Below are 25,846 nucleotides of genomic sequence, written 5' to 3' on the forward strand. Positions count from 1 at the left end.
CTATTAAGTTTTATTTAGAATGGTAGATCGTCATCACCGACAACTATTGGACCTGCTGATGAAACAGGTGGATTAATAGTCGATACATCATAATATTTCGCTTTAGCAGCAGTACGTTTCTCTTTCTTACCATCTACCTCTTTGTCGTATTCTTCGTGCTTTATAGTGATTTGTAGATTCTTACCGATTAATTGCTTAGCCATATCATCTGCACCCTTGAAATCGTGGCCATGTGAGAACCCACAGGATTTTAATAAAGAGTTTACTATCTTCACCGCTACTTCGTGACTAAATGTGAAGGTGTTATATAAAACCTTTGCACCTTGATGATTTTGAGGAACATCACTACGAATCTCAAAATCTACAGTAATTTTTGGATCTTTGTTTCCTGTTAATCCAGCAACTGCATTAACGATTGTTGCTTCGTATTTTCCTTCTGCTACTAATTCAAACCCCGAGCTTGCGTTTTCTTCATCAAATTTAAAAAATGACATTATTTTTTCTCTCCTTCTGTGATCACTTCATCATTGGATGTTGATAGAAAAATGTCTTCTTGCTTACATCCTTTGCGAGTGTCTAATTGGTTTTTTGCATAAATACTATTTGTGCCCTCTAATATAAATCCTCTTACACCTTCATCTTTAATCATTAATCGACCAACTACATCGCATAAACCTAATACGTTGTTAAGAATTTTCCCGTTAATTTGAGGGTAGCTCCGGTTATATTGTTGGCCATCTGCTGACGTATATAAATCCGTTGTTTCCCAAGCGGTGAATACAATGCGATCCGCTAAGTTTTTCATCCATCTGAAACTATTAACTACTCTGAATTGCATTTTTTGATAATCACCTTGTGCCGGAACTCCTTGATTTTTTCCGATGTATCCGAGGTTTGAAAGTAAGCAGCGTTCCAATTCGGAAACGTTATCAATAGCAATGTTGTCATATTTCCCTTTGATTGATTCAAGGTGAAGTAACAACGCTTGCCAAAAATCCCAAGTGTTCTGATTATCAACATATATGATGTCGATATTTGGATTACCTTTTAGCACATGGCTAGTCCTATCTACATCGAGCACCAATGTTTTACCAGGAAGAAAATTCAACGTGTGAGTTTTTCCTAATCCAGGTGGGCAATATGTTAAATATGTTTTACCAGGTTTATCCGTAATCTTTTCTGCATTGTGAGTGCTGAAATCAAATTGTTGAGTCAATACTTCCACACTCCTTTATTAAAATGGCAATTCATCATCATTTACTGGACCTATGGGTGTTTCTGATTCCTCTTGATCTTCCACAAATTCAATTGCATCGATTTCTTCATCAGACACTTGACCTTCAGGAACATTAATACTGCCATCTTTTTCTTGAATATATTCAACACCTTCATCAATGGTCATTTGTCCTTCTGGTGCATCATCCTGTGGACGACTCTCCATTACTTCTTTAGGAGTTTGATAAGCAAAAGTTAAATCGATTAAGAAATACTGACCAAACTTGTTAAACTTCTCAGAGATTTTGTGCATTTGAAGATTTTCATTTTCTTTAGCAGCTGAAACGATTTCCTCTGCTTGCTCACGAGTACCTGCGTAATGTTGTTCTTTTTGGTTAAGTTGAACTTTTGTCATATTATTTTCCCTCCGTTTGTTCTACAGTATTTTGTAAGTTAATTAGTAACTCTGGGATATTTAAACGCTTCAACATATCCGCATGTAACTGTTGTTGTAAGTTTGCTTCCAGGCTACTAACCAAAGATTTTTCTGCCTTATCTTTTGCTTCACGAATCATACCGGCAACTTTTTCGTTTAGTTCTTTAGCGATATAGTCTTTTGTAAGATAAGTTACAATCGAATGCTTTGCATCGTTTCTGTAATCAGCTTTACCACCAAGTTCAGAAAGTGTTTTTTCAGTAATTGCTTTTTCAAATTCTTTTCCCATGAACTCAGTTAAAGTCACATATTCAACACTAGAACCCCACGAACTAGATTTGACCGGAATTTGAATATCACCAATTTCTTCATTAATTAATTTTGCAATGAATTCTTCAGCAATCGATTCAACTTTTTCGGTAATTTGAACTTCGATTTTACTTTCAAAACGTTTTTCTAACTTTTGCAACAAACGGTCCTGCAACCCTCTAACAACTTGTTCATGAATAGCTTCATCAACAGTTGATTCTTCGCCCAACCAATCTAATTCAACCTCTACAGTGAACTTTGCCATTTGTATAATCTCCTATTCTATTTCTACTTTGAAAGTAGTAGTTTGTGGTTTAACTGTTGCACCTGGAACTGCTTGACCATTTTCATTGATTACAATTTGTACACCGTCTTTTTCAACGACTTGTAACGTTTTCTTCAAGTCACCCCAGGCCAATTCTTTTTTAACCTTCACGAAAGGCAATTCATTTTCTTCCACAAATGCAAGTAGTTTATCAATATCTTCTTTATCAGGTTGAGCCTTACTAGTTGTTGATTTCACTTTTCCATAAGGGGTACTGATTGTTTTAGACTTAGGATCTTCTGCAAGTTGTTTCATGTGATATTGAGCTGCCATCGTTTCGAAAAACTCAATGCTACTTCTCACATGTGATAGTTCGCTTTGTTCCCAAGATGTAATACGAATGCGCTCCTTATCTGCAAGTTGCTTTGTTTCTTTTTCTTTAGACTTTAATGCTGACAATTTACGAAATGCCCAATTTAGGCTATCAATATCAGTTATTTCGAATTTCTGAAATTCCGATTCTGCTGAATCCATATCTTCCAACTCAACTTCTTGAAGTTTGTTCATGTATATTTCCCTCCAATTTGTGTATAATATAAGCAGATGTATCAAGTAAGCGACTGTTCTCAGCAGTCGTTTTTAATTTTGTTCCATTACATTAACCTTTTGTTCTAATTCCTCCACAAATGAACTCATTCTTTCTGCAAGTTCTTCGGATTCCAACTTATCTTCTTTTAAATCGTTGTAACTAGCTTCATCCACAACTACATGAGCATCAGGAACGACCTTTAATGTCACATATGAATTTGATAAATAATTATTTTCTGCGATTTCGAAATCATTTGTATCGAATGAATCTTCTTTTGATTCGACAAGAATTTCTACAATTGCGTCCTTATCATAAGTTTGCAAACTAGCAATTAATTCATGTACTTTCATCTATTTCACCTCCCTTAAAGCTTCAATAATCAATCCTTTAGAAAGCTGAATCTGATTTAAATAGCTTTTTAAGTCATAGACAGCGTTTCTATCAATCAATAAGTCTTTCTTTATAGCGAACTCTAAAGCGTTAGAAATGGTAGGAAAATAGCCTTTAAATCTCCACTTAGTAGATGTTTCTCTACTAATTGGGTTTAACACTTCTTCAAAACATTCAAGAGTGACATTTTGACTGTCGTATTCTTTGACTCGAATGTTTTCGACTGTGACTAAAATCAATTTTTCTTTAACCTCTGCCACTTTCAATCCCCCTTCAATACCTCACACTCAACTCAATAGCATGTCCTTCATTGACCAAATGTTCACCAATACAATGTGTTCCACAAAATAATTGACCGTTATATTCATAACCTTCACCAGAATAGATATCTTCATTACATTTTGCGTTTGTGCAATTGCCTAGAATAATTGACTGGTAAGTATCATTCTGTGGATGACCACCGCTTAATATTGGATTTTCAATATCAGGCATCTAGCTCACCATACTCTGCAAAATACTTAACCTCATACAATATTTCTTGGTATCCATGCACTCTACGAAATTCCGAGATACCTTCTTCAATATTTGGACCTTCTGATATAACTCGCCATTTCTTACCATTGGATGAAGTGATTTCCCATACATATCCGCTTAGTCGATTCATAGTTTTCTCCCCTCGAATTTATTTGAAAACTTTAGATGACTTAATCGCATTGCTAATCAGCACAAGTCGTTGTTCTAATGGAATGGATAACCATTTGTTAAGTCTCAATCGTTACAGCTCCTTCCACATCTTCCGCATGCTCCAATATGCTAATAGACCAAGTGAAACGAAGATTATTAAGTTTGCAATTGGGGTCATTTATTTCTCTCTTTTCTTCTACTCTCTAAAACTCTTTGTATAATCCCTCGTTTAATGAAGAATTCAAGCATTGCTTGTTTAGTTTCTGGTGTCAGATTTTTCACTCCAGTTACATTGCTTATGATAATAATCTCCTCAATTCGTTTGAGTACTATATACTTCACCTTTCGAACTACAGAAATTCTGTAGTTGACCAGCAAAAAAAATTATACTATTAAACGGGACGTTCACATGTTTCATGAATAAGTAAGCTTGATCCATACGAAGAATGCGACGATACTTTTCGTACTGGATATACGTTTTCTCGGACATTTTCATTTTTTTAGACATTTCGAGTTGCGTTAACCCAGCTAATATTCGCGCTTGTTCTAAAGTATAATTCATATCTTTTCACCTCCTGTTATTACAATACTACAGAATTTCTGTAGTTTCAACAAAAAACAACACACTTTCTGTACTTATATATAAAAATGATATAAAAGTTTCAGTTTTACTGTACTTTATTACAGTTGCGATATATAATTAAATATATAATTTAAATTCGGGGTGAATTAACGTGAGTGTTGGAACAAAAATTAAAACTTTAAGGAAAGAACATAAATATACACAAGAAGGTCTTGCTAAAAAATTAGGCGTAGCTCCTACTGCAGTTTCTGCTTGGGAACGTGATGCTAATAAACCTTTAATGGATAAAATTATGTTAATGTCGGAGCTTTTTAATGTTCCATTTACACACTTTTTCGATGTTGAAGAATATAACAATTCAGAAGAAGTACATCTCCCACTTTACGGAAATGTATCTTGTGGAGAAGGTTTAGTTATATACGAAACACCTTTGGAGTATATTGCTACACCTGAAGAATGGTTAAAAAGCGGAGATTATTTTTATGTTCGCGCATGTGGGGATTCAATGACAGGTGCTCGAATATTTGATGGAGATATATTATTCATGAGAAAGCAAGACGAAGTTGAAAACGGAGAGATAGCAGCTGTTTGTATAGAGGATGAAATTGTTTTAAAAAGAATCTTTAGAAGTAATGGTAACTTTATTCTTCAGAGTGAAAATCAAAAATATCCTCCTCGTATTTTCAATCCTAATACGGATAGAAACATAAGAATTATTGGTCGACTAGAAAAATTAATCGTGAATTTTTAATATAGTAGACAAACATATAAAAAATTAAGAGCGGGCAAATTTGTCTGGCTCTTTTCATTTACTCAAGAAGGGATGGTTTCTATGATTGTAGGTATGTATATTCGCGTATCGACGGCTGAACAGGCTGAAGAGGGTTATTCTATATCCGCACAAGAGGAAAAGTTAGAAGCATACTGTAAGGCACAAGGATGGACTAATTATAAAACTTATATTGATGATGGCATCTCAGGTAAGAGTACACAAAGGCCCAAATTACAACTTTTAATGAACGATATTAAACAAGGTAAAATAAATATGATACTTGTTTATCGACTAGATAGATTCACTAGATCAGTTCGAGATCTCCATAATTTATTAGACTATCTAGAAACATATAATTGTAAGTTTAGATCAGCAACCGAAATGTACGATACCTCTACTGCTATGGGAAGGATGTTTATCGGCCTTGTTGCACTCATGGCAGAATGGGAAACGGCAAACATGTCCGAGAGAATTAAATTAGCTCTTGATAAACGTGTGGCTGGTGGTGAACGTGGTGGTGGTAACATCCCCTTCGGTTTTGATGTTATGGAAGGTGTACTTGTTAAAAATGACCAAGGAAAAATACTGATGGGTATATTAGATAAAATAGAAAAAGGTTGGTCAGCTTCAAAAGTTGCAGATTATATTCAAAGTATTGATACTACAAGATCTTGGACTCATCATGCTATTATCCGTATTGTTAGAAATCCAAATTTATATGGCGCTACACGTTGGAAAGAAAAACTATTTGAAAATACACACGAAAGCTATATTACGAAAGAACATTTTGATAAATTACAAAAAATATTGAATGACCATGCGAAATCACCAAGAAAAAATGTAGATAGTATATATTTATTTCAAGGAGTATTAATTTGCCCATCGTGTGGGAATCCTATGTCTGTAAATAGATTTTTTTACAAAGCTAAGAGTGAGGGTATTGTGAAGGAAGGTGTCACTTACCGTTGCAAACCATGTGAAAAAGTTGGTAATGATGTCCCTGGGTTGAATGAATTAAAGTATACAGATGCTCTTATTGACTACATGAAAAAACTGAATTTTGATGAGATTACTCCTCCAGCGGTTGAGGAAGATAATGAATTAATAGTATTGGAAAAGGAATTGGATAAAATACAACGACAACGTAATAAATATCAGAGAGCATGGTCTACTGATTTGATGACTGATGATGAATTTGAATTACGTATGAATGAAACAAAGACAACTTACGAAGATTTACTCCGAAGAATAAGTGAAAGGAAACAAACTGATTCTTTGGATATTGAAGATTTAAAAGATATAGTGGTTTCTTTTAGAGAACTTTTCGAACATCGATTATCACAAGATGAACGTCGTGATTTTATACAACAATTCATAAGAAAAATCGAGTTTGATTTCGTTAAACATGAACCTTCCAAGTTATCGATAAAGCCTAAAAAAGGCCGGTCTACTGTAGTTATCAAAAACATAGAATTTTACTGATTACCGCAATTCGTCTTATCGGTATGTATGGGAACGGATAAGTTCGAACGTTTAACATAAAATCACCTCTTTCTAATCTTATACGATAATTCACCACTTTTCTACTCGACAAAACTTCAAATTAGAATTACAATAGAAGAGAAATATGCAAATGCGACATTCATTTTCTGATGTCGAAAGGAGTGTCTTTTATGAACTTATTAATGGTTATTTTTGGACTAGTTACAATTTTAGCTGTAGTTGGTACTTATCAAGCATTTAAAGAAAAAAATGTTTTAGGTGTTCTATTTAACTTTGGTACATTGGCTGTATTTGGCTTCTTTACTGTCATGACAATTGTGCAACAAGGTTTCCCACCAAGCTTACACTAAAACGTAATTAAAAAAGCTGCTGTACATTTTTTATATGTACAGCAGCTTTTTTCTATTCATTTAAATAAATCCACTTCTCAACTTTTAGCGGCTCTATTTGAATCCAATTATCTTTTGTATAACCACCCAAACAAATATTAGCATTAGGTGAGCACGTAATAGATTGTTCCTCTACTTCACCTAATATATTTTGACCCCCTAAAGAAATCTTCGATAGTATACTTTTTTGACTTGGATCATCCTGATTACGAGATTCTTTAGCGTTTAATAACAGTAATTCTTGTGGAGAAACGATTGAAAAAGAAGGAATAACCCACTCAGAGTAATTAGAGACTGCTGGCGTTGCCCATTTAAATTCTCTTTTACCATTATTCTCTTCCAAACGATATTCAAATTGTTTGTTCTCTTCGTTTATTTGAACATATAGCAGAGCTTCCCCTATATTCGTCACATCCAATATCTTTTCTTCACCAGTACTTTTCAGAGTCCCATCTATGTTCGAGTAAAGGAAAAGTTCACTTCCATCTAAGGCAGAATCCGACCATCTAAATACCATTAAATTCTCTTCATCATACCATTTTACAAACGGATTTTCTATTTCGATAGATGTTAAATCTTGAGTAGCGCCGTCATATACAAACGTATTATAAGTCCAGTCCTCATAAAATGTAGAGAACACAACTAAATTTGGATTAGTGGGATGCCAATCCATATAAATTTCTGCCGATTCAAACGAAAGGCTCTGAATAATATAACCATTTTTATGTAAAAATTGAATTTCTGCAGAGGATGAATCTTTAGAAGTATGTAATAAAATCATTTCTTTTGAAGGATGAATGGTAGCTTGAATAATAGGAGTAGTTGTAGAATAAATCGTTCTCCAACTAGCCGTTGATACAGTATAAGTTCTAATCATCCATTGTCCTTTTTCAACAATAACAAAAACTATTTCATCATTGGACATCCACCCTACCACACTATGGAAGGCATTATTATCCAACAAAATGGAAGGTTTAACTGGATTCGCTAATTTCCCTACTTCATCACTATCTGCTCGTATTTCACTATCAACATCTTGTTTTACTGTATCAATGCCAGATTCCTTCTCACTACAACCTTGCAGGAATCCTATACAAAGTAATAACATCAAAGCTTTTTTCAACCTACTCCCCCCTTCACAACGTATTAGACGAATTTAAATTCATTTTGTTTCAAAGAAAAAGCACAGACAAAAATATGTCTGTGCTTTAGCTTATTTGTCTTCTTTTATTGCTTCATCTAACAATAAGTTTCCAGTTTTCAAATCATAAAAGCGTAATAGATCACCATTAATAATTTGATCGGAATAGCCAAGTTCTTGCGTTGCTCTATCTATATATGGCTGACAGTTATCTATTTCAATCTGTAGCCCTGTCGCATTATCATAGCAAGCATTACCAGCATAAACAAACTTATCTGTTACAAATCCACCATCACGGAACACAACAAATTCTTCATGTTCTTCAGAGAACATATCTGCACCAAGTTGCATATCTTTTGAAGTTTCTACACCTAAAGCATGTAATATCGTAGGTCGTAAATCAATTTGACCAGACGTTTCGGTCATTTCTTTACCCTCGCCACTATTTGGAATGTGAACGAATAGTGGAACACGTTGAAGTTTCGCTGATTCGTATGGTGTAATTTCTTTTTCTAAATATTGCTCCATTGCTTTGTTATGATTTTCAGAAATACCATAATGATCCCCATACATAACAATAATAGAATTATCATATAAACCTTTTTCTTTTAGATCTTCAAAGAACACTTTCAAAGCTTCGTCCATATAACGAACCGATTGGAAATATCTATTAAGTGTATTTGAGTTGGAATCATATTCAGGTATCAACTTATCCTCTTCATCCAGTGTAAATGGATGATGATTTGTTAAGGTGATTAAACGAGAATAAAACGGCTGAGGCATATCTGCCATCAAGTCAACTGATTGTTCTACGAAAGGTATATCCTTCATACCCCAGTTAACTGCATCCTCTTCATTCACAACATAACTTTGTTCATCATAATACTTTTGAATATCCAATGCTCTGTACATTATATCGCGATTCCAGAAACTTTTGTTATTAGGATGTAATACATTTGTATAATATCCTTCTTCGCCTAAGCTTTCCGCCATCGAATGGAATGTATTCCCACTATGAGTAAAGAATACTGCTCCTCCACCAAGTGGATATAGTGAATTTTCTAGTAAGAACTCAGAGTCAGACGTTTTCCCTAAGCCCGTTTGATGATAAAAGTTAGAGAAGTAATATGTGTCTTTATCTTGCGTTAATGAATTTAAGAACGGTGTTACTTCATGACCATTCATATCATTATTAATAACGAAAGATTGTAAGGACTCCATCGAAACAACGATTAAATTACGATCTTTAGCTACTCCGTACATTTTTTCATTTGCATCTACTTGGTTAGAACGAACATAGTTATTTACTTCTACTAATTCACTACCATCAGCGAGCGCTCTTTGCGCATGTGATTTAGATTGGATATAAATATCATATAAATGATAATTATATGGACCAATATTCTTCACAAGCATTTCACGATCAAAACTTCTTGTTAATAATTGTGGTCGTTCAATTTCAGATAAACCTAAGTTTAAAAATAAAATTGCTGCAGTTATAACAAAATATGCTCTTCTAACAGCTGGTTTAACTAGCTTAACCTCTGCTCCGATTTTCAACCACTTCAATGCAATAATGATGATTGCAACATCTGTGAAATAGAAGATATCAGTCAAAAAGATACTTTCAGCTGCAGATGAACCTAAGTCACCAAAATTACTTGTTTGAAATAGTACCGGTATTGTAATGAAGTCCGTGAAAAAACGGTAAAACACCGCATTGGCATATACAATAGCGGAAAGTATTATGCTTGTAATTACTATATATCTATTTCTAGCTTTAGGACTCTTAAAGAACAATGAAATCCCATAGATAAATAGTAAAAAACTAAGCGGGTTTAAAAAGAGTATCACTTGTTGCATCGTATTTTCAATATCCATGTCAAAGCTGGTGTGGTAAACAATATATGTTTTTATCCAAGTTGCCACAATAGCAAGAATTAGAATAGAATGTGTTGGCCAATTTTTTTTCATCATGCCTACACCCTCCCCTTTTTCAATCTATATTTTATAATTATTTCAAAGTAACAGAACTTATCTTAATCCTTTCTTAACAATAAATCAATAAAAAAGAACAATGATTATGATAGAATTGTACAAGTCTTTTATACCATACCCTATATAAGACGGATTCAACCCGTAAAAAGTTTCACTTATTTATAAAAACATAAAACATCAGAGCTTAATCGCCTCTGATGTCCTTTAAATCTTGCTCCTACTTTGCTCTTGTTTCAATAATAATATAGCTATTTGAAAGTCTTTCGACTCAATCATTTGCATTTTATATAGTTCTCTTATTTCATCTTCCATCATTTCTAAATCGGCTAAACGATCTTTCGTGTATACATATATTCCAAATCGTTTTAAAAGTTGCATAACGTCGTATACTGAATTCATACTATTTCATCCTTCTCACGAATCTGTTTGCATTGAAAAATATTCGTTGGTGTAATTATCTTATTAACGGGTAGATCAAATACATCATATTCAACATCATTAACAACTTGTATATCAAATGCCAATGATAGAGTATCTCCCTCAAATTTCGTTAAGAAACGATCATAATAGCCTCCACCATATCCAATGCGGTAGCCTTGTTGACTATAAACTATTCCAGGTACGACGAGTAAATCGATGTTTTGGGATGCAACTGCTTTGGTTTTCAGCGGATTTGGTTCAAGTAAATGCATATAAACTCGTTCTAATTGGTCAAAACTTTGTATTTCATAAAATATCATGGATCTATCTATGGGTGTACATTTAGGTACTACTACTTTTTTTCCTATACTCCATAACTCTTTTATTATACTCCATGTATCCACTTCAGGGAAGCTGGATATTGTTAATCCGATTGTAGTAGTATCTGAATCTGCTATTTGTTGTAAAAACTTTTCTTCAATTTGTTTGGACTGATTATTATATGCTACTTGATCCAAAGAGGTTAATTTTTTTTTCATCGCATTTCTCATAATCTTCTTAGTCATCAATATTCCTCCAAGAAATAGAAAAAAACCAAAACCATAATCGGTTTTGGTTTAGGTTATTATTTAGTTTCTCTATGAGTAGTCATTTTTTTATCACGAGAGCAATATTTTTTAAGTTCAAGACGTTCTGGATTGTTACGCTTGTTTTTCTTAGAAATATAGTTGCGCTCTCCGCAATCTGTACAAGCTAGTGTAATATTAACGCGCATGGTTGTCCCTCCCACTCTTTGTCAGGATTAAATATAAAACTTGAGCATGATTTATACGACTAACCAATTATAGCATACATCAAAATAAAATCTACTATTAATCCAAGAATTTATTCAAAGTTTTTTCGAATATGTTAGTATAAGTGTAGAAATATAACAATAAGAGGTGAGTATTATGGACTTTTCCATCATTATAATGATTATAGGTATTGTACTAATCGCAGTTTCTTTTTTCTTCAAGGATCCCTCCAAAAAAGTGGAGTCGGAGTTAGAGGAATTATCATTCACAGTTTATCAGGAAACAAGTACTATTAAACGTAGACTTAAAGTAATAGAAGAAGAATTACTGATCGAATCTACAAAAGTCTCTACACCAATAAAAAAACAAACTAAGCCCGCTATCCATGATATTATAAAAAACCAAGTCTTAGAGCTACATAAACAAGGTTTTTCGTTAAATGAAATTAGCGTGCGCTCTTCATTAACCATTGATGAAGTTAAATATGTAATTGGTGGTGGTAAGTAATGAATAAAACCATTCGAAATATAGGAATTGGATTATTTCTTGCTGGTGCTGCATTTCAAATAGAAGAACTTGTCGAAAAAGAGAGTATTAGTTCCACTGCTACAACTACAGACGAAGCTTATAAGCAGGCACAACAGGAACTTACTGAAGTAAAAAAACAGTTAGCAGAGCTACAGCTTGATTTAAATGCGGCACAACAAGTACAAACAGTTGCTCCCAATGAAACTGCTGAAACTGAAACACCAGAGGAACAAGCCCCTACAGCTGCATCGATGACTCTTTCTATCGAAGTAGGAATGACATCTTCTGAAATTAGTGAAAAACTAGCAGATGCTGGCATCATTTTAAATAAAGTCGATATGGATAATTATTTGTCTGATCAAGGATTAGCAGGACGCGTCCAAGTTGGAAACTACGAGCTTAATTCCTCCATGTCTTTAAAACAAATTGCTGAAACTATTACACGCTAAAAGGTCAAAACGTGTTTTTATTCGTTTCGAAGGATTTTGGACAGAAGTTTTGCTATACGATTACCGAGAAATTTTTAGGGATGCTGTTTTTTGTGATGGATGTCACAACAAAGTAGCATTCCTTTTTTTCGGTAATCTTAAGGCGTTTGCCTGGCAGTCCTCCTCCTATAACCCTTAGAAATTGGAGAGTGCATTTTGGGTAACTAGAGAAATGATACTAGGAGGCTGAAGCCAAGCCTCCGGAGGCCAACAGGATGTTGGTTACAAAGGTGTTGCCACTGGCCGTGGTGCTCTTAAGCTTTCTTCTCCACCTGAAACGGAAATCAGTAATATCTATTTTATAGATCTTTTTTTAATACCTGGATATCTGAGTCAAATGCTCAAAATTTATTTTATACGTTAAATCTTTAGGCTATGTTAAAGATAAAGGTTGATTTAAAATGCACATAAAAAAGAGCTGGAAAATGTATCTCCCACGCTTATTTTACTTTGGTGTCCGTTTTTTACTAAAGCACCTCGTTAGTTGAATAAGAAAACTCTAACTGTATGAGTCCCCCATGCTGTTTTTTTGTGGGGTGCCTTTTTTGGACGAAATTTCAGTTTATTTTTTCTTGGTAAATATTATAGACATTAATCTCTACTGTTTGGTTTTCAGTTGTTGATGTTGGGATAATTTCTACTAAAGACTCCCTGGTTACTTTTTCAATTTCTTTTCCTAAATCGATATCAGTTAAATTGTCTTTTTGTATAGATGTATTTATTTCTATAATTAGTTTTTTGGATTGTTTTTTTGTGAGTATATTTACAACCGTTGTATATCCTTTAATTTCGAGATTTTTTTGGACTGTTGTGTTTATTTTATTTAATAATTGGTTAATTTCTAATGTTGATTTATTGGAATCGTTTGGAACAGTTATTTCCTTATAAACTCCAATTGAATAATCTTTAAAAATTGTTTTTTGTGCTAGTTCATAAACAATTTCTTCAATATCTTTTTCAATGCTTTTTAGATACTGTTGGGTGCCATTTACTCGAATATTGATTTCTTCGTTTTGAAGATGTATTCCAATAAACGTTATAGTAAAGTTTTGTTTTTCTAGTTCATTTTTTATTTTTTTAGTTAGATTATTAGTATTTTCGATTAGTACTTCATTTGAGTATTCTTTTTGGGATTCTATTGCGAATACACTCTCATTATTTGCATAATGAGAGTAGGTCCAAATTCCAATAAGTATTAAAAGAACGAGTGCACTCATTATATTTTTTTTAAGATTAATGATTCTATCTCCTTTCCTAAAAAAATATTATTAAGAATTAATTGTTAGTATTTAAAGTTTTTTCAATTCCATACATAGTATGTTATTTTGAAGTGTTTAATATGTGAGGTCCTCCAAAAAAAAGCCAACTACGTGTTAGGAGGTATTGTTTTAGTAGAACTTAAAGGAATACTAGGGAAGTGCTAACGGTAAATCGTAAGACTGTAACGAGAATTTAAGGAATTGATACGTAAGGGGATTTTTCACCCTTTGGTATATTTCTTCGTACATTCTAATGGTAACCTCTTGTTCAACTAACCTGCTGCGTTAGTTTAAGTGTAACACTTCACAAACTACGAAAAACCAACCCGCATCTTTAACATAGCCAATCTTTAAAAAACGGTAGACACCATTTAGGTATCTACCGTTTTTTAACAATCACTTATTTAATTATTTAACTCGTAATGTTTCCCTTTTAATAAATATAAAAGGCGTTCTGCAATATTAGTTGCATGGTCTGCTGATCGTTCTAAATAACGACATACAAATGATAATTGAGTAACTTGGCTTAGTTGAGCAGGATTATTAACTCCTGTGTTGAGCAAGGTTCTAATAATATGCCCATACATTTCATCTACTTCATCATCTAGTTTGGCTATAGTTTTAGCTTCTTCCATGTTCTCGTTTGTAAAGGCATCCAGAACTTGTTTAAGCATTTTAATCGTTTTATTGCGCATTTCATCAAGCAAAACAATCGGCTCAATATGCTCGTCTTTTCCTATACGAATTGTTTCCTTCGCAATATTACAAGCATAATCACCTATCCGCTCCATATCAGCTGCAATTTTGACAAGTACCATTAGTCTACGTAAATCAGTAGCTACCGGTTGTTGTTTTGCTATTAATAAAATTACTCGATCATTTATTTCTTCTTCCATACGGTTAATATGCTCATCATTTTCGAGTATAGCTAGAGCACCTTCAATATTTTTCTGAAAAAGAAAATTCATTGAGCTGTCTAAATTATCAATAGCTGCATTACTTAAATCTAGTAACAAAGATTGAACAAAGTTTAAATCTGCATCAAACTTCTCTCTTCCAACCATTTTAAATTACCCCTTTCATCATCCAAAACGCCCAGATATATAATCTTCTGTACGGTTATCTTCAGGCGTTGAAAAAATAACATCTGTCTTATCGAATTCAACCACTTCCCCATTTAAGAAAAATGCTGTTTTATCCGATATACGTGCTGCTTGTTGCATATTATGCGTCACTATAATGATGGAATAGTCTTGCTTCAATTCTTGTATGAGTTCTTCTACTTTAAGTGTAGAAATTGGATCTAGTGCAGATGTTGGTTCATCCATTAGTATAACATCTGGCTCTATTGCAAGACATCTAGCGATACATATGCGTTGCTGCTGACCACCTGATAGGCTATAGGCATTTGTAGTTAATCGGTCTTTAACTTCCTCCCATATGGCAGCACCGCGTAAACTTTTCTCTACAATTTCATCCAAAACCTTTTTGTTTTTTATACCATGAATTCTAGGTCCATACGCAATGTTGTCATAAATGGACTTAGGAAAAGGATTAGGCTTTTGAAATACCATTCCTACTTTTGTACGTAACTCTTCAACTCCATAATTTGCATCAAAGATATTTCGTTCACGATATAGGATTGCTCCGGATGTTTTAACCGTTGGCACTAATTCTACCATACGATTCAACGTTTTAATATATGTTGACTTACCACAACCCGATGGCCCTATTATAGCAGTAACTTCATTTTCCTTAATTTGTAAATCTATATTTTTTAGCGCGTGATGATTCCCGTACCATAAGTTTAACTTTTGCGTATCGTAAACAATGCTAGAAGCTACCATTTGTTTTGCGGACCCTTTTTCCAACGTTTGTACCATCATTTAGTCCCTCCTAATATTCATCGTATTTAATAGCGTTTTTGGAATTTATTTCGAATAAATATAGCAACCGAGTTCATCAGAAGCAAGAATATCATAAGTACGAGAATACCTGCAGATGAAACGTATTGGAAAGCCTCTTGCGGCCTTTTTGCCCAATCATAAATTTGCATTGGCAAAGCTGTAAATTGGCTAAGTAAATTATCGGGTAGAAAGTGAACAATTACCGGGATACCAATTACTACCAAAGGAGCTGTTTCTCCAACAGCACGTGAAAGCGCTAAAATTGCCCCAGTTATTATTCCCGGTATAGCTGAAGGCAATACAATATTAATGATTGTTTGCCATTTTGTAGCTCCCATACCATAGGAAGCTTCACGCACATCTTGTGGAACTGCTCGAATTGCTTCTTGCGACCCCACAATTATTACTGGCAGTATTAATAAGCTCATTGTAAAGCCCGCAGCTAATACACTGTTTCCCAGTGCTAATGCTCGAACAAAAATTGTTAACCCTAGTAAACCGAATACAACAGAAGGAACTCCTGCTAAGTTTGAGATATTCATTCGTATAAAATTATTCAACTTATTTTTTGTAGCGTATTCTTCCAGATAAATAGCTGTCCCAACTCCCAAAATAATAGATACTGGAGCAACTACACACATTAACCATATTGAGCCAACTAGCGCTGCTTTAATACCCGCTTTTTCGGGTACACGAGAGCCAAAGTTTTGGAAGAATTCAGGAGTTAAATAACTTACCCCTTGGGAGATGATGCGGTAGAACAGTACTCCCAAAACTAATAATGCAAATAACGTTGCTGCTAAAAAGATAGCTTTGAATATACCATTTACTATTAATCGTTTATTCATTTTCTTTACTACTGCTTCATGATTCACATATCTCATATTAATATTCCTCCCGATACTTTTTGGAAATAACATGAGCAAGATAGTTCATTAACAAAGTAAAGAGGAATAGCGTAAATCCAACTGCATAGATCGAATAATAAATAGTTGTACCGTAACCTGCGTCACCTGAAGAAACTTGGACAATATACGCTGTCATTGTTTGAATTGATTCTGTAATATTTAAATCGAATTTTGGTGTAGAGCCACCAGCTAAAGAAACAATCATTGTTTCACCTATTGCCCTTGAAACTGCTAAAACTACCGATGCTGTGATGCCTGAAAGTGCAGCTGGTAGAACTACCTTTAATGCTACTTCTAATTTAGTAGAACCTATGGCTAAAGCGCCTTCTCGTATCGAATTCGGTACAGAGGACATTGCATCTTCTGATAAGGATGCGATCATTGGTAAAATCATAACCCCTACAACTATACCGGGGCTTAGCGCATTAAAGATTTTTAAATCCGGTATAAATTGTTGAAGTAAAGGTGTAACAAATGTTAAAGCAAAGAATCCATATACAATAGTTGGAACTCCTGCTAACACTTCTAAAACAGGTTTAATAATTCTTCTACTTTTATCAGTTGCATACTCACTCAAAAATATTGCTGAAGCAATACCAAAGGGTACAGCAACTACAACCGCAATAGCAGTAACTTTTAAAGTTCCCACTATCAGTGGTAGTATTCCAAATAATTGTTCAGTATTTGCAAATGGATACCATTCGGTACCAAATAAGAAGTCAGATATATTTACTTCTTTAAAAAATATGACCGTTTCAACAATTAGTGTTCCAACAATACCAAATGTCGTTAGTACAGATACAGAAGCGATCAATAAAAGGATGATTGGAATCATCTTTTCTATTATTTTTCTCTGCTTTTTACCACTTGAATTTTGAATAAGCTCTTGTACTGAAAGCTTGTCAGCCCTGTGCTTTTGACCCACTGTGAATCCCCCTTTTACCAAAACGCAAGAAATGAGTAGCAGAAGCTACCCATTCCACACCTTTTCCGTTTACCAATTTTCCCGGTATAACAGGCTGTAATAGCACATGCTTCAACCCTTATTAGTAAAGTACATCTCTCACAAATTGAAGTTACAATTTTTACTCGCTTATTTTAAAGCTTCTAGAGTAGATAGACCCTTTTCGTATTCAGTATCTGGAAGACGAACATAGCCAACCGCTTCAGCCATATCTCCAGCATTTTCAAGAGAATATTCCATAAAATCATATAACGCAGCATTTTCAGCTAATGCTTTGTTACTTACATACGTAAATAATGGGCGAGATAATGGAGAATATTCTCCAGATTCAATTGTTTCGTTATTTGGCTCAACACCCTCAATTTTCACTGCTTTTAATGTATCTTGGTTTGCTAGGTAGTAAGCGTAACCGAAGAAGCCGATTGCATTTTTATCCGCTTGAACACCTTGTACTAGAACATTATCATCTTCTGAAAGTGTTGCTGCTTTTACAAGGTCAGCTTCATCCAAAATTACTTCATCAAAATAGTCATATGTGCCTGAATCTGTTCCAGGGGAGTAGAAAATAATTTCTTCATCTGGCCATTCAGCATTAATATCCGACCACTTTTTTGTTGTTCCATCTTCAATCCACATTTTCTTTAAATCTTCCACTGTTACATCTTCAACCCAATCATTATCTTTACTTACAACAACTGTTAAACCGTCGTTTGCAAGTTTAAATTCTGTATACTCAATTCCTGCTGCTTCTAATTCTGCTTTCTCTTCATCTTTAATCGGACGAGATGCATTAGAGAAATCTGTTGTGCCTGCGATGAATTTTTCAAAACCTCCACCAGTTCCCGATACACCCACAGTTACTTTAACTTTTTCTTGTACTGCTGCGTATTCTTCAACAAGTGCTTCCATTATTGGTGCTACAGTACTTGATCCATCACCGGATACTTGTCCTTCTAAAGTTGCTTCATCTTGAGTTTCACCTGTTGCTGCTTCTTCTGTACCAGTTTCATTTTCAACTTCATCTGCAGTTGAATCATCTCCACAAGCTCCTAGTGCCAGTGCCGAACCAACCATTGTTGTCATCATTAAATACTTCCAGCTTTTCATCAGGTAAATCCCCCTATGTGTTGTTTTGTTTTCTTTTACTTACAAGATTTACTTTATAGGTTCTATATTTAGACCGTATGAATGGAGTGTAAAGCTTTTGTAAATAGGGGTGAGAGTAAATTTGAGAGTTCAAAGCAAATGCTTAAGGTAAAAAACTTTTATATAGAAGATAAAAAGATGCTAGACATAAAAAAGCGCCAGAAGATAAATTTCCACCTTCTAGCGCCTAACTTTGTTGGGTTAACAGTTATTTTTTTCTAACAATCACAAATCTTTTATGCTATAAAAAAACCGAGCAAAAAGATGCCCGGTTTTAAATAACAGTAATGTAGATATGCCATTGATTTCCCACTTCAAGAAGAACGCTTTGCTTTTATATACTTTCTTATTCTTATTAAAAAAAGGAAGTGATCTCGTCACTTCCTTTTTTTGTTAAGTAAATTATATTAATCGTTTTCTTCTTCATCAATTTTAGCATTTGTAAATGCCGGCTTTATAAGAGAAGTAGAAGTTGAATCGATTTCGGTTGTCTCTTTATTTTTTTTCTTAATTTCAAAATATTTATCCACAAGCTCTTTTGCTATTGCTGTAGAAAAATTGGTTTTGTATGATGATTCTAAGGAAGCATCTGGGATAACAAGTGCGTATGCAATTTCAGGATTATCATATGGTGCGAAACCAACATGCGTTAAATTTACAGTATTAAATGAATGCCCTGCATCTCGATCATACTCGCTAGCTTGAGCAGTTCCTGTTTTTCCCCCACCTGTAAATGGAGCGTTTGCAAATGCACCTCTAGCGGTTCCTTTGTCACCAAAATAGACACGTTGCATACCTTTACGAACTTGTTCTATTTCTGCACGTGAGTTATCTACAGTATTTAAAATGGTTGGAGTCATTTCTTTTACTACTGACCCTAATTGAACACCATCTTCAGAAGGTTCTCTAATCTCTTTGACTACATGAGGTTGAATTCTGTTTCCTCCGTTTGCTATGGTAGAAACAAATTGCGCAAGCTGCAATGTAGTGTACGTATCATACTGACCAATACTCAGATCAAGTAGCTTACCATCTGCAAATCCACCTGTCTCCCCGTTTACCTCTCCAGGCAGATCAATACCAGTTAATGAACCAAGTCCAAGCTGAGCATAACCACTTCTCATTTTAAGAAAGGCTTCCGTTCCAAAATTGATAGACTGATTAGGCACATAGTTTTTACCAGCTACTCCAAATGCAGTTTTAAACATAAACACATTGGAAGAACGTTCCAACGCTTGTAAATCACTCACTCGAATGCTACCAGATCTATTAAATACGGAACTCTTAGGTGCTGAACCTTTAATCCGGATAGGTTCATCAACTAACGTGGCATTGATGGAATATATACCCTCGCGATAACCTGTAAGTACAGTAGCAGGCTTTACAGTAGATCCCATTTCATATGCATTAGTAAATGCACCAAATGCGTAGTCTTGAATTTCTTTTGCTCCCGTTTTTTCGTTACTCCCGACTTGTTTTCCAACAAGGGAAAGCACCTCACCCGTGTAAGGATCCATCATTATAAAATAAGCATGCTTTAAATACTTACCACCATAGCTATTGCTATATTTAAGTAGTTCTTTTGCAAGAATTTCTTCATGTGCTAATTGAACTTCACTATCCATTGTTAACACTAAATCTTTGCCTGGCTCTCCTTCAAAAACAGTTTGAATATCAATTACTCTTCCTTTTCCATCCGTAATATTTTTTACAACACTTTTTTGACCTTGAAGAACTTCTTCATACTGTTGTTCAATATAACTTGTACCAACCCGATCATTTCGAGAATAATCACGAGCTAGAAAATAATCTAAGCGGTCTTTAGGAATACCTATTTTCGGTAGTGTTGTGGTGCCTAGGATAGCCAGTGATGAATTTTTCACTCGGCGCCAATCTGTCGTGGTGTTTACTCCTTCTAAGTCTCCAAGTCTTTCAGAAACCCGCGCAAATTCTTCCACTGAAACTTCTTCCTTAACGTCATCTCCTTTAATAATTTGAGGAGATAATGCATAACCAGAAGCCATCACTCGATAAATAGCAATGATTTCTAATTGTTCGGGGGTAAATGAATTCAGTTGTTCTTCCGTAATTCTGCTTCTAGTTAAACGATTGATTTCTTTACTTTTCTCTTTTTTGTCTAAGTCTTCATTTGCTTCTATTTTTTTTCTCTCTTTATCACTCACTAACTCGAGAGCTTCCTCTGGATTTTCTTTTAACCAGAAGTCCTGCAAATCACTCTTTGTAATTCCTGCTGGTATTTTTTCTATTAATAGACTTAGTTCTTCTGCAATTTCATACATATCTTCGGATTTTGTTGTTTGCATTTTGGTATATGTAATAGCTCGCTGTGGAAGATTATCAACCATTATACGTCCTTCACTATCGAAAATACGACCACGGGGAACACTAGTGTTTACTGGTACTTCCTCGGTACGGGCTAATTCTCGGGTGTAATCTTCACCTTTAACAATTTGGAGATAGCCTAATCGGAGTATTAGCATAGTAAAGAGGATAAATATCGAGAAAAATAGTATGTTCATACGAAATGTAATATTTGCTCGTTGTTTAGCCTTCATATTTTGTGCACGTTTATTTGGAATTTTTCGCATGAGTTCACCTTCTTTATTAAATAATTTACATATGAACAGTGTAACATAAAAAGCACACACTTTTAGACGAAAAAGTGTGTGCAAAGTTTCAATTATTATAGATGTTACGTTACTTTAGCAAAATTCTTGTATTTCTGTTTTTAAGTTCTTCCCTCCCCCCATTTCCTCACCATTCCTTCTCCACATGCCTTTCACCCTCTTTTCCCCCTTTTTCCTTACCTTTATACTGATATTAAGTTCTTCCCTGTTTAGATCCTTTCAGGCTCATTCCCAGGCTTTTAAACAAGCTTAAAACGTAATGAAGTTGGTACGTAATAGGGATAAGGTTTCAAGGGAAAGGGATGGCTCTCAAGCGTTTTCCCAGGCTTTTCTTCCCTCTTTTTTCTCAGGCTTGAAAGACGACAAAACCTTGTTGCATCAACCTTTTGGGCATAAAAAAAGAACCAGAGTGGCGTACCAACGGTACGCTTCTCTGATTCCATTTCGAACTATTTTTTTATTCTGCTCCTGCTTTTCTTCCTACTCTGCGTACCAACTTAATATCAGCAGGTACGAACTTTGTTACAGAAGGAAGAACTTAAAAACGGGAAGACAATTCTTATTTAGCAGCAGTGAAACGTTTAGATACTTCATCCCAGTTTACTACATTCCAGAAAGAACCGATGTAGTCTGGACGACGGTTTTGATAGTTTAAGTAGTAAGCATGTTCCCAAACATCTAAACCTAATAATGGAGTTTTACCTTCCATAATCGGTGAATCTTGGTTTGCTGTAGAAGAAACTTCTAATTCTCCGTTAGCTACTGATAACCAAGCCCAACCTGAACCAAAACGTGTTGTAGCAGCTTTAGCGAATTCTTCTTTGAATGCGTCGAAGCTACCGAATTTAGCGTCGATTGCTGAAGCTAATTCTCCTGTTGGATTTCCTCCACCGTTTGGAGATAATATTTGCCAGAATAATGAGTGGTTAGCATGTCCGCCACCATTATTGCGAACTGCAGTACGGATTGCTTCTGGAACAGCGTCTAAATTAGCGATTAACTCTTCCACTGATTTGCCTTGTAGATCCGAATGATCTGCAAGTGCGTTATTTACGTTAGTCACGTAAGTATTGTGGTGTTTAGTGTGATGAATATTCATCGTTTCTTTGTCGATATGTGGTTCTAGTGCATCATATGCGTAAGGTAATTCTGGTAATTCATATGCCATTATTGTTTCCTCCTAAAGAATATTTTAGAAAATTCTTTCCATGTATTAGCGTATCAAACTATGAACAATCGTTCAATTAAAATCGACTAAAATAATTATAATCATACTTTTGACTGAAATTACACAAAGAATATAAACACAATAAGCATTATCACTAAAACAATAATCTTTACTAATGAAGAAGTTAAAAATCCTATTAAAGAACCTACTCCCGATTTAATCGCTTGTTTTAAACCGAGCCGTGTCACAATCAGTTCTGCCAAGACAGCACCAATAAAGGGTCCTATTAAAATACCCGCTACAGGAATAACAAATGGGCCAAAAAGGAGCCCAATAGTACTTCCCCACACTCCTGCTTTGGTCCCTCCGAACTTTTTCACTCCAAAAGCATTTGCCACCATATCCGCTCCGAATAGTAATACAACAAAAAGAATTTGAATTACCCAAAACAACCAGGTCAGCTCTGCAAAGGAGAAAAATAATCCATATACAACATATCCCAGTAGCATAAACACAACCGATGGGATTATAGGATAAAACGTGCCGATAAAAGCAACGATAAAACATAAAATGATTAATATCCAACCAATTATATCTATCATATTCTTTTACCTAATACAGTTTCCGCAATATTGGAAGCGTGATCGCCTATACGTTCTAAATTACTTAAAATATCAACAAAAACAATTCCTGCTTGTCCAGAGCAAGTTCCTTGGTTCACACGTAGAATATGATTTTTTCTAAACTGACGTTCCATTTTGTCAATTACATTTTCTTGTTCTGACACTTTTTTCGCCAATTCGACATTGCTCGTATCTAATGCTTCCAATGATATAGAAACAGTTTCTATTGTAAGCTCGAACATTTCCGAAACATCTTTTATAGCATCTTCCGTAAGGAATAAACGATTCACTTCTTTATAATCGACTAATTCTATGATATTTTCAAAATGATCTCCAATTCTTTCTACATCCCGAACTGTGTCCATTAATATATTATGTCTATTAGAATCTTGTACTGATAAAGGTTGTGATGAGATTTTCACTAAATAATCTGTAATTTTTTGATCTAAGTTATTTAATGCATCTTCTATTTGATAACCTAAATCTGCATCTTTTTTAAGGTTTGTTTTTAAATAAGCGTATGTCGTTTCTAGTCCTTGCACACTTAATGCACCCATTCGCAATATTTCTTCTTTTGCTTGACCAATAGCGATAGATGGTGATTGTTCAATAAAGTGAACATCTAAGTGTTTTGGTTTATATTCGATTGAAACATCCTCACCAGGGATAAATTTAGTAACGAGATAAGCCCATGCTCCAATAAGCGGGAATTGAATAATTGTATTGGCTACATTAAATGATCCATGTGCGAATGCTATTTGCATTTTATTTTCCAGATCAAGTACACCGGAAATCCACTCAATGTACATTGTAAAAGGTGTCAACAATATTAAAAATATAATACTACCTACTACATTAAATAATACATGTGTAGCCGCAGCACGCTTAGCTGCAACTGATGCACCTAAAGAAGCAAGTATCGCTGTAATAGTTGTACCAATATTATCTCCAAATAAAACTGGAAGTGATCCTTGTAAAGAAAGAAGGTTTTCCGCATAAAGTCCTTGAAGAATCGCCACAGTTGCACTTGAGCTCTGTACGACCAACGTGAAAATAGTCCCACTTAATACTCCGAGAATAGGGCTATCACTCATGCTAAGTGTAAAATCAGTAAAAGTGCTCAGTTCTCTCAGTGGTTTCATCCCATCGCTCATTAGTTCAAGACCAAGGAACAACCCACCAAATCCAAAAATAACTTCGCCTAGATTCTGCACTTTGTTTTTCTTAAAGAAAAACAATAGAAATGCTCCTACAGCCATTATAGGTAAAGCATAGCCGCCTACATCGAAACCTATGATAAAGGCAGTAATAGTTGTTCCGATATTTGCACCCATGATTACACCGATTGCTTGTCGGAGCTTCATGAATCCAGCACTAACTAAACCAACAGTAATAACTGTTGTACCAGAACTAGATTGAATAAGCACAGTAACAATTATACCTACTAATACACCCATAAACGGGTTAGTCGTATACTTATCTAAAATATCACGAAGTTTATCACCTGCAGCTTTTTGAAGACCATCACCCATAAATTTAATTGCGAACAAGAAAATACCCAGCCCACCAAAAAATTGAAAGAGTATTTCCTGCCAATTTAATTCCACTCTATACTCAACTCCCGTTTTCGACAATTTTCACATACTTCTCTATTATTCAGTAGTCAGTAAGGTATTGTAAATAGATTAAAACATTCTTTACAATTTCTTAACAATGCAAATGCTACTTTATGTTTTTATTTGCTTAATGTTAGAATGAGATTGAAAGGGTGACAACATTTGAGTTTATTTCAATTATTTCAATCTAGCTTACATAGTCCTAAAAAAATGGCCGCTTTTCGACTTATACCGATTGGCAAAGTGATGCAATATATATTTAGTTATATATTTATCATGTCCATTATCTCTTTTATTTATTTCATCAACGGAATTTCTGACCAACAACAATCGATGGAAGGTTTACTAGAATATTTTTCCCAGATTCAATGGCTTTTATATCCATTCTCCTTTATATTTTTATTTGTATTAAACACTTTGTTAATTTTTGTTCGCATAAGTATATTTGCATATATAGGTAGTATTATTCTTCTGCTTAGAAAGAGAAAAGGTGAATTTCGTCATATTTGGAGAACTACTCTCTTTGCAAGTACAATTCCAATGATAATCTCTATTATTTTGGCTATTTTACAAGTTTCAAACAACTATCTTCAATTAGTAATCTATACACTAACTTTGATAATTATCTTTTTAACGACTAAATACTATCCAGTGAAAAGATAATACATAGTACCCCCTTACCTCGCATAGATTAGAGTAAGGGGGTTTTCTTATGAAAATATTTGTAGCAACTATTCTATTACTAGTTTCTTTCTATATTATTAAAGTAGATTTGATCGAAGGAACTATCCCACTAGCCTACTCCTCTCAACCAGTAACATGTGAGAAAGAGTTAGATTATATAACTGTGGAAGTTATGGCTGGAGATACACTACATTCATTATTTGCCCTATATCCTTCTAGTGAAACAATCACCTATACGGAGAGATTTACTGACTTCTACACGCTTAATCCACATTTTATAAATCAGGCGTTTAAAGCAGGCGAAAATGTTCTTTTACCTACCTATACTTCGTCAACTGAATGTAAATAATGTAAAATAGAGCGTTCTTTCTTGTCATTTCATTGGAAAGACTGATAAAATGGTGAATAGTGATGGCATA

At 34.5% G+C, this 25,846-nt stretch carries 33 protein-coding genes; 7 read left to right on the forward strand and 26 right to left on the reverse strand.

Features of this window, described 5'->3' with window-relative positions; all coding sequences use genetic code 11:
* Window positions 1-14 precede the first annotated feature (14 nt).
* From MHI40_RS10920 to MHI40_RS10965, 10 genes are all read right to left on the reverse strand, one after another.
* Entirely contained in the window at window positions 15-494 is a 480-nt protein-coding gene (locus tag MHI40_RS10920; RefSeq protein WP_340762658.1) for a DUF669 domain-containing protein, read from the reverse strand.
* Window positions 494-1,216: an AAA family ATPase gene (locus MHI40_RS10925; RefSeq protein ID WP_340762659.1), complete on the reverse strand. Its 723-nt coding sequence runs from the start codon at window positions 1,214-1,216 to the stop codon at window positions 494-496. Before MHI40_RS10925 ends, MHI40_RS10920 begins: the two co-directional genes overlap by 1 nt.
* 18 nt (window positions 1,217-1,234) lie before the next feature.
* Complete coding sequence (locus MHI40_RS10930) at window positions 1,235-1,630, reverse strand: organic solvent tolerance protein OstA (RefSeq protein WP_340762661.1); 396 nt, start codon at window positions 1,628-1,630, stop codon at window positions 1,235-1,237.
* A 1-nt stretch (window position 1,631) separates the two neighbouring features.
* Window positions 1,632-2,225 carry a hypothetical protein gene (locus tag MHI40_RS10935; protein ID WP_340762662.1) on the reverse strand — a complete coding sequence of 198 codons (594 nt, stop codon included), beginning with the start codon at window positions 2,223-2,225 and terminating at the stop codon, window positions 1,632-1,634.
* A 12-nt stretch (window positions 2,226-2,237) separates the two neighbouring features.
* Window positions 2,238-2,792, reverse strand: coding sequence for a host-nuclease inhibitor Gam family protein (locus MHI40_RS10940; RefSeq protein WP_340762663.1), 555 nt, complete (start codon window positions 2,790-2,792; stop codon window positions 2,238-2,240).
* Window positions 2,793-2,864: 72 nt separating this feature from the next.
* Entirely contained in the window at window positions 2,865-3,164 is a 300-nt protein-coding gene (locus tag MHI40_RS10945; RefSeq protein WP_340762664.1) for a hypothetical protein, read from the reverse strand.
* Window positions 3,165-3,464 carry a hypothetical protein gene (locus MHI40_RS10950; RefSeq protein WP_340762665.1) on the reverse strand — a complete coding sequence of 100 codons (300 nt, stop codon included), beginning with the start codon at window positions 3,462-3,464 and terminating at the stop codon, window positions 3,165-3,167.
* A gap of 13 nt (window positions 3,465-3,477) precedes the next feature.
* Window positions 3,478-3,696, reverse strand: coding sequence for a hypothetical protein (locus tag MHI40_RS10955; RefSeq protein WP_340762666.1), 219 nt, complete (start codon window positions 3,694-3,696; stop codon window positions 3,478-3,480).
* The gene (locus MHI40_RS10960; RefSeq protein WP_340762667.1) at window positions 3,689-3,868 is read right to left on the reverse strand and encodes a hypothetical protein; all 180 of its coding nucleotides are present in this window, start codon (window positions 3,866-3,868) and stop codon (window positions 3,689-3,691) included. The genes MHI40_RS10955 and MHI40_RS10960 overlap by 8 nt, the downstream gene beginning before the upstream one ends.
* Before the next feature lie 333 nt (window positions 3,869-4,201).
* Window positions 4,202-4,450, reverse strand: a complete 249-nt coding sequence (locus tag MHI40_RS10965) for a helix-turn-helix transcriptional regulator (protein ID WP_340762668.1) — start codon at window positions 4,448-4,450, stop codon at window positions 4,202-4,204.
* 172 nt (window positions 4,451-4,622) lie between these two features.
* Here MHI40_RS10965 and MHI40_RS10970 point away from each other — a divergent pair, with 172 nt between their 5' ends.
* The 3 genes from MHI40_RS10970 to MHI40_RS10980 all read left to right on the forward strand — a co-directional run bounded on the left by MHI40_RS10970 (window position 4,623) and on the right by MHI40_RS10980 (window position 7,096).
* Window positions 4,623-5,222, forward strand: a complete 600-nt coding sequence (locus MHI40_RS10970; RefSeq protein ID WP_340762669.1) for a LexA family protein — start codon at window positions 4,623-4,625, stop codon at window positions 5,220-5,222.
* Window positions 5,223-5,294: 72 nt separating this feature from the next.
* On the forward strand, window positions 5,295-6,725 hold the full coding sequence (locus tag MHI40_RS10975) for a recombinase family protein (protein WP_340762670.1): 1,431 nt from the start codon (window positions 5,295-5,297) through the stop codon (window positions 6,723-6,725).
* Between the two features lie 191 nt (window positions 6,726-6,916).
* Window positions 6,917-7,096 carry a DUF2759 domain-containing protein gene (locus MHI40_RS10980; protein WP_340762671.1) on the forward strand — a complete coding sequence of 60 codons (180 nt, stop codon included), beginning with the start codon at window positions 6,917-6,919 and terminating at the stop codon, window positions 7,094-7,096.
* A gap of 52 nt (window positions 7,097-7,148) precedes the next feature.
* On the opposite strand, the gene MHI40_RS10985 is transcribed toward MHI40_RS10980, so the two are convergent.
* The 5 genes from MHI40_RS10985 to rpmG all read right to left on the reverse strand — a co-directional run bounded on the left by MHI40_RS10985 (window position 7,149) and on the right by rpmG (window position 11,469).
* Window positions 7,149-8,258, reverse strand: a complete 1,110-nt coding sequence (locus MHI40_RS10985; RefSeq protein ID WP_340762673.1) for a YqgU-like beta propeller domain-containing protein — start codon at window positions 8,256-8,258, stop codon at window positions 7,149-7,151.
* Between the two features lie 90 nt (window positions 8,259-8,348).
* Window positions 8,349-10,253, reverse strand: coding sequence for an LTA synthase family protein (locus tag MHI40_RS10990; RefSeq protein ID WP_340762674.1), 1,905 nt, complete (start codon window positions 10,251-10,253; stop codon window positions 8,349-8,351).
* Window positions 10,254-10,478: 225 nt separating this feature from the next.
* Window positions 10,479-10,673 (reverse strand): YqgQ family protein, encoded by a 195-nt coding sequence (locus tag MHI40_RS10995; RefSeq protein ID WP_093538396.1) that lies wholly within the window; start codon window positions 10,671-10,673, stop codon window positions 10,479-10,481.
* On the reverse strand, window positions 10,670-11,260 hold the full coding sequence (locus MHI40_RS11000; RefSeq protein WP_340762675.1) for a 5-formyltetrahydrofolate cyclo-ligase: 591 nt from the start codon (window positions 11,258-11,260) through the stop codon (window positions 10,670-10,672). Before MHI40_RS11000 ends, MHI40_RS10995 begins: the two co-directional genes overlap by 4 nt.
* Window positions 11,261-11,319: 59 nt before the next feature.
* Window positions 11,320-11,469, reverse strand: a complete 150-nt coding sequence (rpmG, locus tag MHI40_RS11005) for a 50S ribosomal protein L33 (RefSeq protein ID WP_093538394.1) — start codon at window positions 11,467-11,469, stop codon at window positions 11,320-11,322.
* A gap of 175 nt (window positions 11,470-11,644) precedes the next feature.
* Here rpmG and MHI40_RS11010 point away from each other — a divergent pair, with 175 nt between their 5' ends.
* On the forward strand, window positions 11,645-11,995 hold the full coding sequence (locus MHI40_RS11010) for a hypothetical protein (RefSeq protein ID WP_340762676.1): 351 nt from the start codon (window positions 11,645-11,647) through the stop codon (window positions 11,993-11,995).
* Window positions 11,995-12,465 (forward strand): hypothetical protein, encoded by a 471-nt coding sequence (locus MHI40_RS11015; protein ID WP_340762677.1) that lies wholly within the window; start codon window positions 11,995-11,997, stop codon window positions 12,463-12,465. Before MHI40_RS11010 ends, MHI40_RS11015 begins: the two co-directional genes overlap by 1 nt.
* 596 nt (window positions 12,466-13,061) lie before the next feature.
* Here MHI40_RS11015 and MHI40_RS11020 read toward each other — a convergent pair.
* From MHI40_RS11020 to MHI40_RS11070, 11 genes are all read right to left on the reverse strand, one after another.
* A complete protein-coding gene (locus MHI40_RS11020; RefSeq protein ID WP_340762678.1) occupies window positions 13,062-13,721 on the reverse strand; it encodes a hypothetical protein in 660 nt (219 codons plus the stop codon).
* Between the two features lie 446 nt (window positions 13,722-14,167).
* Window positions 14,168-14,827: a phosphate signaling complex protein PhoU gene (gene phoU, locus MHI40_RS11025; protein ID WP_093538391.1), complete on the reverse strand. Its 660-nt coding sequence runs from the start codon at window positions 14,825-14,827 to the stop codon at window positions 14,168-14,170.
* 18 nt (window positions 14,828-14,845) lie between these two features.
* Window positions 14,846-15,649, reverse strand: a complete 804-nt coding sequence (pstB, locus tag MHI40_RS11030) for a phosphate ABC transporter ATP-binding protein PstB (RefSeq protein ID WP_419958589.1) — start codon at window positions 15,647-15,649, stop codon at window positions 14,846-14,848.
* 26 nt (window positions 15,650-15,675) lie between these two features.
* Window positions 15,676-16,554, reverse strand: coding sequence for a phosphate ABC transporter permease PstA (gene pstA / locus MHI40_RS11035; protein WP_340762679.1), 879 nt, complete (start codon window positions 16,552-16,554; stop codon window positions 15,676-15,678).
* 1 nt (window position 16,555) lies between these two features.
* Window positions 16,556-17,413, reverse strand: a complete 858-nt coding sequence (gene pstC, locus MHI40_RS11040; protein ID WP_445678311.1) for a phosphate ABC transporter permease subunit PstC — start codon at window positions 17,411-17,413, stop codon at window positions 16,556-16,558.
* 258 nt (window positions 17,414-17,671) lie between these two features.
* Window positions 17,672-18,649 carry a PstS family phosphate ABC transporter substrate-binding protein gene (locus MHI40_RS11045; RefSeq protein ID WP_340762681.1) on the reverse strand — a complete coding sequence of 326 codons (978 nt, stop codon included), beginning with the start codon at window positions 18,647-18,649 and terminating at the stop codon, window positions 17,672-17,674.
* A 446-nt stretch (window positions 18,650-19,095) separates the two neighbouring features.
* Complete coding sequence (locus MHI40_RS11050; RefSeq protein ID WP_093538386.1) at window positions 19,096-21,297, reverse strand: peptidoglycan D,D-transpeptidase FtsI family protein; 2,202 nt, start codon at window positions 21,295-21,297, stop codon at window positions 19,096-19,098.
* A gap of 278 nt (window positions 21,298-21,575) precedes the next feature.
* Complete coding sequence (locus MHI40_RS11055; RefSeq protein WP_340762682.1) at window positions 21,576-21,779, reverse strand: hypothetical protein; 204 nt, start codon at window positions 21,777-21,779, stop codon at window positions 21,576-21,578.
* 116 nt (window positions 21,780-21,895) lie between these two features.
* Window positions 21,896-22,504 carry a superoxide dismutase gene (locus tag MHI40_RS11060; protein ID WP_093538385.1) on the reverse strand — a complete coding sequence of 203 codons (609 nt, stop codon included), beginning with the start codon at window positions 22,502-22,504 and terminating at the stop codon, window positions 21,896-21,898.
* A 119-nt stretch (window positions 22,505-22,623) separates the two neighbouring features.
* On the reverse strand, window positions 22,624-23,103 hold the full coding sequence (locus MHI40_RS11065; RefSeq protein ID WP_340764482.1) for a DUF456 domain-containing protein: 480 nt from the start codon (window positions 23,101-23,103) through the stop codon (window positions 22,624-22,626).
* Window positions 23,103-24,734, reverse strand: coding sequence for a Na/Pi cotransporter family protein (locus MHI40_RS11070; RefSeq protein WP_340762683.1), 1,632 nt, complete (start codon window positions 24,732-24,734; stop codon window positions 23,103-23,105). Before MHI40_RS11070 ends, MHI40_RS11065 begins: the two co-directional genes overlap by 1 nt.
* A 171-nt stretch (window positions 24,735-24,905) precedes the next feature.
* On the opposite strand from MHI40_RS11070, the gene MHI40_RS11075 reads away from it, so the two are divergent.
* Window positions 24,906-25,406 carry a DUF1189 family protein gene (locus MHI40_RS11075; RefSeq protein WP_093538384.1) on the forward strand — a complete coding sequence of 167 codons (501 nt, stop codon included), beginning with the start codon at window positions 24,906-24,908 and terminating at the stop codon, window positions 25,404-25,406.
* A 49-nt stretch (window positions 25,407-25,455) separates the two neighbouring features.
* Window positions 25,456-25,776: a hypothetical protein gene (locus MHI40_RS11080; protein ID WP_093538383.1), complete on the forward strand. Its 321-nt coding sequence runs from the start codon at window positions 25,456-25,458 to the stop codon at window positions 25,774-25,776.
* Window positions 25,777-25,846: the final 70 nt, after the last annotated feature.

Source organism: Psychrobacillus sp. FSL H8-0510 (assembly GCF_038008345.1).
In the GTDB taxonomy this organism is placed as follows: Bacteria; Bacillota; Bacilli; order Bacillales_A; family Planococcaceae; genus Psychrobacillus; species Psychrobacillus psychrotolerans.